At 66.8% G+C, this 8,956-nt stretch carries 8 protein-coding genes; 1 reads left to right on the forward strand and 7 read right to left on the reverse strand.

Annotated features, from left to right (window positions below):
* Window positions 1-321 precede the first annotated feature (321 nt).
* Window positions 322-876, reverse strand: coding sequence for a dCTP deaminase (gene dcd, locus MTR62_RS18475; protein ID WP_244023703.1), 555 nt, complete (start codon window positions 874-876; stop codon window positions 322-324).
* A gap of 298 nt (window positions 877-1,174) precedes the next feature.
* Here dcd and MTR62_RS18480 point away from each other — a divergent pair, with 298 nt between their 5' ends.
* Window positions 1,175-1,939 carry a spermidine synthase gene (locus MTR62_RS18480; protein ID WP_244023705.1) on the forward strand — a complete coding sequence of 255 codons (765 nt, stop codon included), beginning with the start codon at window positions 1,175-1,177 and terminating at the stop codon, window positions 1,937-1,939.
* A 44-nt stretch (window positions 1,940-1,983) separates the two neighbouring features.
* Here MTR62_RS18480 and MTR62_RS18485 read toward each other — a convergent pair whose 3' ends face one another.
* The 6 genes from MTR62_RS18485 to MTR62_RS18510 all read right to left on the reverse strand — a co-directional run bounded on the left by MTR62_RS18485 (window position 1,984) and on the right by MTR62_RS18510 (window position 8,623).
* A complete protein-coding gene (locus tag MTR62_RS18485) occupies window positions 1,984-3,300 on the reverse strand; it encodes a metal-dependent hydrolase family protein (RefSeq protein ID WP_244023707.1) in 1,317 nt (438 codons plus the stop codon).
* A gap of 13 nt (window positions 3,301-3,313) precedes the next feature.
* Window positions 3,314-3,937 carry a TonB-dependent receptor gene (locus tag MTR62_RS18490; protein ID WP_244023710.1) on the reverse strand — a complete coding sequence of 208 codons (624 nt, stop codon included), beginning with the start codon at window positions 3,935-3,937 and terminating at the stop codon, window positions 3,314-3,316.
* A gap of 440 nt (window positions 3,938-4,377) precedes the next feature.
* Window positions 4,378-4,575, reverse strand: coding sequence for an Lrp/AsnC ligand binding domain-containing protein (locus tag MTR62_RS18495; protein ID WP_244023712.1), 198 nt, complete (start codon window positions 4,573-4,575; stop codon window positions 4,378-4,380).
* A 74-nt stretch (window positions 4,576-4,649) separates the two neighbouring features.
* The gene (locus MTR62_RS18500; protein ID WP_244023714.1) at window positions 4,650-4,925 is read right to left on the reverse strand and encodes a hypothetical protein; all 276 of its coding nucleotides are present in this window, start codon (window positions 4,923-4,925) and stop codon (window positions 4,650-4,652) included.
* Between the two features lie 150 nt (window positions 4,926-5,075).
* Window positions 5,076-6,347, reverse strand: a complete 1,272-nt coding sequence (locus tag MTR62_RS18505; protein WP_244023716.1) for a glycoside hydrolase family 27 protein — start codon at window positions 6,345-6,347, stop codon at window positions 5,076-5,078.
* On the reverse strand, window positions 6,344-8,623 hold the full coding sequence (locus tag MTR62_RS18510; protein ID WP_244023718.1) for a glycoside hydrolase family 3 protein: 2,280 nt from the start codon (window positions 8,621-8,623) through the stop codon (window positions 6,344-6,346). Before MTR62_RS18510 ends, MTR62_RS18505 begins: the two co-directional genes overlap by 4 nt.
* Window positions 8,624-8,956 lie beyond the last annotated feature (333 nt).

Raw genomic sequence — 8,956 nt, forward strand, 5'->3', positions numbered from 1 at the left:
GGGCGGGCTGCGCGTGGGCTGGCTGCGCGTGGGCGGGTTCGGCGTGCGCGGCTTCGGCGGGGTCGGCCAGCGCCATGAGCAGGCTGCCGATGGTGATGACCAACGATACCCGTGTAATCTCGTGCACGTAAAACCTCCCAAGCCAGGAACCTGGAAAGAATCTAGCAACACGGGGCTAAGACCTCTCGAACGGGCCCCTCGCACAATCGCCTAGGCGGGGGCGAAGGATGCCTTGGTCATGTTCGCGCCGCGCGGCGTGTGGGCGCGTGGGCCGGGGCCGCTTCCCAAAGGCGCCGAAGGGCGACTTTGGGGATCAGGCCCTTACAGCCGGGGCAGGGTGACGCCGCGCTGGCCCATGTACTTGCCGGCGCGATCGGCGTAGCTCACCTCGCACGGCTCGTTGCCTTGCAGGAAGAGGAACTGGCAGGCGCCTTCGTTGGCGTAGATCTTGGCCGGGAGCGGGGTGGTGTTCGAGAATTCGAGCGTGACGTGGCCTTCCCAGCCCGGTTCGAGCGGGGTCACGTTGACGATGATCCCGCAGCGCGCATAAGTGCTCTTGCCAAGGCAGATCACCAGCACGTCCTTGGGCACGCGGAAATACTCCACCGTGCGCGCCAGAGCGAAGGAATTGGGCGGGATCACGCAGACCTCGGTCTCGCGATCGACGAAGGAGTTGCTGGCGAAGTCCTTGGGATCGACCACCGCGCTGTCGACGTTGGTGAAGATCTTGAATTCGGGCGCGACGCGCGCGTCGTAGCCGTAGGAGGAAAGGCCGTAGGAAATGCAGCCGTCGCGGCGCTGGGCCTCGACGAACGGCTCGATCATGCCGTTGTCCAGGGCCTGCTGCCGAATCCATTTATCGCTCAGAATTGCCATGGCCCGTCATTACCCAAGGGCGCGAGCGGAGCAAGAGAAGGCGGTGGCGATTCCAACAGGCCTTGCGCAAAAAGCGGCTGGGCGGCGCAATTCAAGGCCGCACTCCACAGGTGCCATCCACAGATGCCATCCACAGATGCCATCCACAGATGATTGCCGCTTTCGTGCCGCCAGCCTTGATTGCCCGGCTCCGCTCCCCCATGCCGGGGGCAATCGGGGCCATCCATCGTGTTCGTAGGCACGGCCCGGCGGAGAGACGCGCGCCCGCGCTCTTGCTTACACAGCCGGAAAGCCAGCGATGACCCCTCCCGTACTCCCTCTTGACCAGTCCGCGTGCGCGCAGGCGCCGATCGTCCCTCTCCTTGACACGTCTGACGACACCAGCGGCGACGTCCTGCTGGGCGTCGCGCACGTACCCCAGGGGGTCGAACTGCGCCTCCTCCAGCACGGCGACGACTTCACCATCATGCTCGAGGAAACCGAGCTGATGAGCACGCTTGCCAGCCATTCCGAAGAGGCGCTGGCGCAGATGACTTGCGCGCGGCTGACGGGAATCGCGGCGCCGCAGATGCTGATCGGGGGCTATGGCATGGGCTTCACGCTGCGCGCCGCGCTTGCCGCGCTGCCGCGTGAGGCGGGCGTGTTCGTGGCCGAGATCGTGCCCGAAATCCTCGCCTGGGCGCGCGGCCCGATGCACGCGCTGACCGCCGGATGCCTCGACGATCCGCGCGTGATGGTGGTCGAGGATGACGTCGCGATGCTGATCGCCGCCGCGCGCGAGGGCTACGATGCGATCCTGCTCGACGTCGACAATGGCCCCGAGGGGCTGACCCGCTGGCAGAACGATGCGCTCTATTCGCCGCTGGGGCTGGCCGCGGCCTGGCGCGCGCTGCGGCCGGGCGGCATTCTCGCGGTGTGGTCGGCCTGGTTCGATCCCGCGTTCACCGAGCGGCTGGAAGACGCCGGTTTCGCGGTCAGCGCGCAGACCGTGGGCTCACGGCCCGATGGCGAGGTCTACGACCACACCTTGTGGTTCGCGCGGCGGCCCGAACAGGCGGCCTGAGCGAGCGGGGAGGGACCACAGGCCCCTCCCGCGCCGCGTCCCGGTCAGGGAACGATCTGGCCGTCCTTTTTGTAGACGCGCCCGCCCTGCATCACGAAGCTGACGTGCTGGAGCTGGGTGATGTCCTTCACCGGATCGGCATCGGTCGCCACGAAGTCGGCGTAGCGGCCGGGCTGGATCGAGCCGATGTCCGCGCTGTCGCCGATCAGGTCGGCGGCTGAGGAGGTCGCCGCGATGATCGTGTCCATGGCCGGGATGCCGGCCTTGACCATGAGCGCGAACTCCTGCGCGTTGAGCCCGTGCTGGTAGACGCCCGCGTCGGTCCCGAAGGCGATCTTCACGCCCGATTTCCACGCGTTGTAGGCGTTGCTGGCCATGCGCGGAGCCACCGCGAGCGCCTTTTCGGCGACCGAGGGGCTGAGCAGTTCGGGGTGGTTCCTGGCAAAGTTGTACACGGTCTCGCCCGCGATCAGCGTGGGCACGAGGTAGGTCCCGCGCTTCTTCATGATGGCGTAGCTTTCGGCGTCGGCGAAAGTGCCGTGCTCGATCGAATCGACACCGATGTCCGAGGCGTGGTCGATCGCCTGCTTGCCGTGCGCGTGCGCGGCAACTTTCATGTGCAGCGTGTGCGCGGTGTCGACGATGGTCTTGATCTCCGCGTCGGTCATCAGCTGGGCGTTGGGATCATCGCCCACGCTCGCCACCCCGCCCGAGGGCACGATCTTGATGAGATCGACGCCGTCATGGTACATCTGGCGCACTTTCTTGAGCGCTTCCTCGGGCCCGTCGACGATCCCTTCGGACCACGAGGGCTTGGTCAGCTCGGGGTCGAACCCGTGCGAGGCGTCGCCATGGCCGCCGGTCGGGCCCAGGATATGGCCCGAGACCCACATACGCGGCCCTTCGATGGTGCCGTTCTTCTGCGCCTTGCGCAGCGCGACGACGACCGGGGTGTCCCCGCCCACGTCGCGCACCGAGGTGAACCCGGCGAGCAGCGTGGTGCGCGCGTTGGCGACACCGCTCATCGCGTTGTCGAAGCTCGAATTGGTCACCGCCATGAGCTGCTGCGGGCCCTTGCCGAGCTGGAGCGTGAGATGGACGTGCGCGTCGATCAGGCCGGGCATCACGGTCTTGTCCGAAAGGTCGATCACTTCGGCGCCCGCAGGCGTGGTGAAGCCGTCCTCGATGGCGACGATGCGATCGTCGTGGACGCGGATCGAAACGTGCTGGCGCTCGGTCCTGGACACGCCGTCGATCAGCGTTCCGGCGTGGATGACGAGGTCCTTCGCGCTGGCCGCGCCCGAAACGGCGAGGATGGCGCTGGCCGAGGCGGCGCACAGCAGGGTCTTCAAACGGTTCACTTGGGCCTACTCCTTAAAAACGCGTGCTGAGGTCGAGCCCGATCGTACGCGGTGTCACGCAGATCGCACGCACGTTGTTGAGCCCGCCGAAGATCGAGCCGCTGGCCTTCATGATGACCGCGTCCGAATTGGTGAGGTTGTTGACGTCGTCGCGGCCCAGCGTTTCGCTGTCGATGTCGCCGGGCTGGTCCTTGTAGGAGGCCATCGCGCGCACCGCGAGCTTGCCCGTAATCAGCGGCAGCTTGACCATGCCCTGTTTCTGGAAGCCCATGTTGCCGCCCTCGACGCTGGAAATCTGGCCCTTGGCCGCCGTGGCAAGCTGGGTGAGGTCGGGCTTGGCCATGACCACGCGCACCGCGCCGGCCATCGAGGACGAGCCGTAGAGCGTGCCGCCCGCGTCCCAATTCACCCCGGCCGAACCCAGGATCGCAATGTCGTCATAGTAGAGCCCGACCAGCGATTCGCCCGAGGCGCGGATGTTGCGAATGGTGATCCGCGAGCCCGAAAAGCCGCTTTCGCGCCGGACCAGGCAAGGGCTGACGCGCGCGATCTGCCTGGTGCCCGAAATGCCCATCGGGGCCAGCGTCGCACCCGAAGCGGCGCTGATCGCGAGCGGGGTGTCCTGCCGCGTGGTCAAGCGCTTGAGCGCGCCCTATCCGATAGGGTATCAAATGTCAGAATCGAACCACTAGTCGACGCCGAGTTTCCCTCTGGCGTTCCACTGACTTGGCCTGTCCCTCACCAAGTCTGCACACGCTGCCACAACCGTTTGCGCAAATCTNTCGACGCCGAGTTTCCCTCTGGCGTTCCACTGACTTGGCCTGTCCCTCACCAAGTCTGCACACGCTGCCACAACCGTTTGCGCAAATCTTGCCAAAGATGTGGCATAAAACTGTCATTTTTGAAAATAATCGTCGCGCGAATAGGGTTTTCGTAAAATAATTTTCTACCCCTGTTGCCAAAGGTGGCAATTATTGGTCCTCTCGTGCGGGGTAACGGACGCGCGCCGTCCCGCTGCCACGCGACGAACAGGTCACGACCCGGCCTTGCTGGAACAGCTGGCCGAAGGGGCGAGCGTCAGATGTTGGGGGAAGAGCGGTTGATGAACGCGCCGAGCGTGAAGCTGCTCTGGATATGCGCGACGCCGGGGATCTGGGTGAGGTTGGCGAGGAAGTCGCGGTAGTGGTCGAGGCCATCGCCACCCTTGCGGTGTCCCGCGAACGGGAGCGCAGGCGCGCGGGTGTCGGGGGCGAGGAAGCCCCGCACAAAGATCATAGTTAGGTCAAATTGCCAAGCGCGTGTCGGAATGAAGCAAATTCGGCTTCGTGGCGTGAATTTCCGGGGTGTGTTCAGCTCTGGCCGCGGCCGTTGAAATGGGCGACGATCGCGGGATGGATCGCGCCGTCGAAATCGAGCCGGGTGCGCGATTCGGCGCTCGGGCGCACGGTGAGCGGGCCGATCGCGCCGAGCCACAAGTGCGCGCTCGCGCTGAGGTTCAGCTCGTTCAGGTTCTCGTGAAGCTCGCAGGTCCGCTCGTCCAGCGCGGCCACGGTGATCGGGCGCAAAGTGCCCGGAGCGGTTTCGATTTGCGCGGGAAGCGCCAGGTCGTTGGGGTATCGGGTCATCGAAATCGCGACGAAACATCGCCTCCAGAATGCGGGGGAGGCTGCGATAGGTCGCGCGCATTTCAGAGCGATGAACAAGCCCCCCCGCAAATCCCATCGATCGGCGGGAGGGCACGGCAAGTGGTTCACAAGGCGCGATAGTTCGCGCGTTCAAAGACGCGATTTTTTCGTCGGCAGCGGTGCCGGGGTGAGCCGCAGCATCACCACGTCGTGGGGGGCAACGCTCGTTTGCCACCTGCCGGTAAGCGTGCCGAGGGAACTGTGCGCCCAGACATCGCGCGCGGCGAGCGGGGTATCGGGCGCATAGTCGAGCGCCGACCAGTCGAGCGTGAGCGTGACCGGCGTATCGCCGCGGTTGAACAGCAGCGCCGCGCGCGCGCCATTGGCCAGCGTGCGCACCCAGACTTCGCCGCTGCCATCGCGCCGGACGCGCCGGCCCTGCCGTCCGAGCGGGTCCTGATCGATCGCGATGACCTCGCGGTTGAGCAGGATGCCGGCGGTTGCCGGGTCCATCTTGGCCACATCGTTGCCCGCGATGAGCGGCGCGGCCATCATCGCCCAGAGCGCGAAATGCGCGCGGTATTCGGTGGTGGTCATCCCCCCGTTGCCGACTTCGAGCATGTCGGGATCGTTCCAGTGGCCCGGCCCCGCGTAAGGCCACAAGGGCTCGTTCCTGTCGACGATATCGAGCATCCCGTAAGCGTAGCCGTGCTTGCCCGACCACTTGTCGGTGATGTCGCCGGTGGTGCGCCACAGGTTGCCGATCTTCGCGCCCCACAGCCAGGGTTTGGTGCTGCCCCATTCGCACAGCGAAAAGACGATTGGGCGGCCGGTGGCGCGCAGCGCGTCTTCCATCAGGGCATAGGCTTCCTCGGAATTGCGCGAGCCGGTCGCGCACCAGTCGTACTTGAGATAGTCGACGCCCCAGGAGGCGTAAGTCTGCGCGTCCTGGTACTCGTGCCCCTGGCTGCCCGGCCGTCCGCCGCAGGTCTTCATGCCCGCATCGGAATAGATACCGAACTTGAGCCCCTTGGCGTGAATGTAGTCGGCAAGCGCCTTGATGCCGGAGGGAAACGCCTTGGCGTTGGCGTGGATGAAGCCTTGCGCGTCGCGTTCCCCGTGCCAGCAGTCGTCGATCACGACATAAGTGTACCCGGCATCGCGCATCCCCGAAGAGACCATGGCGTCGGCGGTCTGCCGGATGGTCGCCTCGGAGATGGTGCAGGCAAAGCGGTTCCAGCTGTTCCAGCCCATCGGCGGGGTCGGCGCGAGGCCGTTGGCGGTGCGCGCGGGATCGAGCGAGGGGGGCGTGCGGTTGGGGGCGGGCGTGTCGCCTTCGGCGTGCGCTTGCGCCAGGGGCAAGGCGAGCGTGGCGAGTGCGAGGAGCGCGCGCCGTGCAAAGGTGGCGAGGCGGCGGTTCATTGCGCACCGTCCTTGGGGCACATGGCGTAGTTGGGATCGGCGTCGAGTTCGGCGTCGGCAACCGAAAGCGTCACCCCGGCGCTGCCGGAAAGGACGAAGGGCCGCGAAAGCGCGCCCATTTTCGCGCCCGCCTTCTCGAAACACGACAGTGGCACCTTGACGCTGCTCCATTCGCCCACTGGTGCGGAGAACACCGTCGCGGCGGGCAGGCTTGCCGCGCCCATGCCAAGGTGCAGGTCCCTGGCCGAGCCCGCGTCCATGCGGTAGGCGATGCGCAGCGAAAGCTGCGCGTTGCTCTGGCGGGTGAGGTCGATCACCGGCCCGCTGATGGTCACGCTGCCTGGCCCCGTAAAGGCGAACTGGCGCGCGCCTTCCTGCGTGCCGCCGCCATCGACGTTGCGTATCGTCACCGCGCCTGCATGGCCCAGCGTCCAGGGCGGCAGTACCCGCCCCGGCTTGTAGTATTTCGCCACGTTGGCGAGCGAGGCGTCGAGCCCGGCGACTTCGGACAGCGGGCCCAGACGGGTGTGGTCGGCATAGCTCAGCCCATAGCCATAGGCGAAGAGCGGGTCGTAGTTCTTCTGTCCCAGGTTGTTGGCGAACTGCGCGGCGTTTTTGGGCCAGGAGAAGCTGAGCTTGCCGCGAAAATCGGCGTTGGGCGTGCCGTCCGCGCGGGCGACGAGGACATCGGCCACGCCTTCGCCTTCCGAGCCCGGCAGGAAGGCGGCGACGAAGGCGTCGGACGCGTTGATCTCGGGATTGACCCAGAGCGCGCGGCCCGACAGGAACACCGAGACGGTGGGAATGCCCGCGGCCTTGAGCGCCTTCAATTCAGCCAGCGCCTGCTTGTCGCCGGGCTGGAATTCGAGCGTGGAGATATCGCCCACCATTTCGGCATAGGGCGTCTCGCCGAAGACGACGACGGCAAGGTCCGGCTTGGGGCCGGTGAGCTTGCCGTGCGCGCTCAGCGTTGCGGTGCCGCCGGTCTTTTCGATCGCGGCCTTGAGCCCGGCCCAGATCGAAGTCGCGCCGGGAAAGTCGGCCGCGGTGTTGCCGGTGCCTTGCCAGGACAGCGTCCAGCCGCCCGATTGCAGCCCCACGTCATCGGCGTGGCTGCCGGTGACGAGGACATGGGCGCCCGGCCTGATGGGCAGCAGGCCGCCATTGTTCTTGAGCAGGACGAGCGATTCGGCGACCGCCTGGCGTGCCACCGCGCGGTGCGCGGCGATGCCCAGTTCCTCCTTGTGCTCGAACGGGCGTGCCGGATCGAACAGGCCCAGCTTGAACTTGACGCGCAGGATGCGGCGCACCGCATCGTCGATCCGCGCCATCGGGATCGTGCCGTTCTTCACTTCTTTGACGGTGTTGTCGAACAGCGCCTTCCAGTCCTCGGGCACCATCGCCATGTCGAGCCCGGCGTTGAAGGTCGCCGCGCAGTCGCCATTGGTGCAGCCCGGAATCTGGCCATGCGCGTTCCAGTCGCCAACGACGAAGCCCTCGAACCCCAGCGCGCCCTTGAGCACGCCGGTCAGCAGGCTCTTGTTGGCGTGGTTCTTGACCCCGTTCCACGAGGAGAAACTGGCCATCACGGTCATCGCGCCAGCATCGATGCCGCCGATGTAGCCGGGCAGGTGGGTCTTGATGAGCGTCTGCTCCGGGATCCGCGCATCGCCCTGGTCGATCCCGCCGAAGGTTCCGCCATCGGCGAGGAAGTGCTTGATCGAGGCGGCGACGTGGCCGTCCTGGATGCGGCTTTCGCCCGGCGTGCCCTGCAGCCCGCGGACCATCGCGGCGGCGTATTCACGGGTGATCTCGGGGCGTTCGGAATAGCCTTCGTAGGCGCGGCCCCAGCGATCGTCCTGCGGCACGGTGACGGTGGGGGCAAAGGCCCAGTCAAAGCCCGAGGCGGCGCTTTCGGCCGCCGTTACCGCGCCGATCTTCTCGATCAGCGCGGGATCGCGCATCGCGCCTAGGCCGATGTTGTGCGGAAAGATGGTGGCGCCAAAGACGTTCGAATTGCCGTGGACCGAGTCCATCCCGAAGATGATCGGGATCGGCACGTGGCCGGGGCGCCGTTCGAGCGAAACCGCGCGGAAGGCATCGGCGGTGGCGATCCAGTCGCTCGCCGGGCCGCGATCGTTGCCGCTGAGTGGCGGGTCGTTGCCTCCGCCCAGCACCGAGCCGAGCGGGTATTCGCGCAAGTCTTCGGGCTTCACCGAGGCGATCGAGCCCTGGATCATCTGGCCCACTTTCTCGCGCAGCGACATCTGGTCCATCAGCGCGGTGATCTTCGCCTCGGTTGCGGCGTCGACCAGCCCCACGCTGTGCGCGCGGGGCCACAGCGCGGGATGGGCGATGGCCGATCCGACCTTGGCGGGCGGGGCATCGCTGGCCGGCGCGGCACTGCTCGCGAGCAGGGCGACAGCAAGGGTGAGGGACGTGGCGGCGACAGGGGAGCGGAAACGGGGCAAAGGCGAAGGATCCTCTTGTCGGGGAAGCGGGGGTCAGGCGGTGGCAGGCGCCGGAGCGCGGGGGGACGTGGAGGTGCGAGACGGGGCGGCGGCGCCCGATTGGGCCAGGAACGCGGCGTGGGGCACGCCGAGCGCGGC

The organism is Novosphingobium organovorum, assembly GCF_022832435.1.
Lineage (GTDB): Bacteria > Pseudomonadota > Alphaproteobacteria > Sphingomonadales > Sphingomonadaceae > Novosphingobium > Novosphingobium organovorum.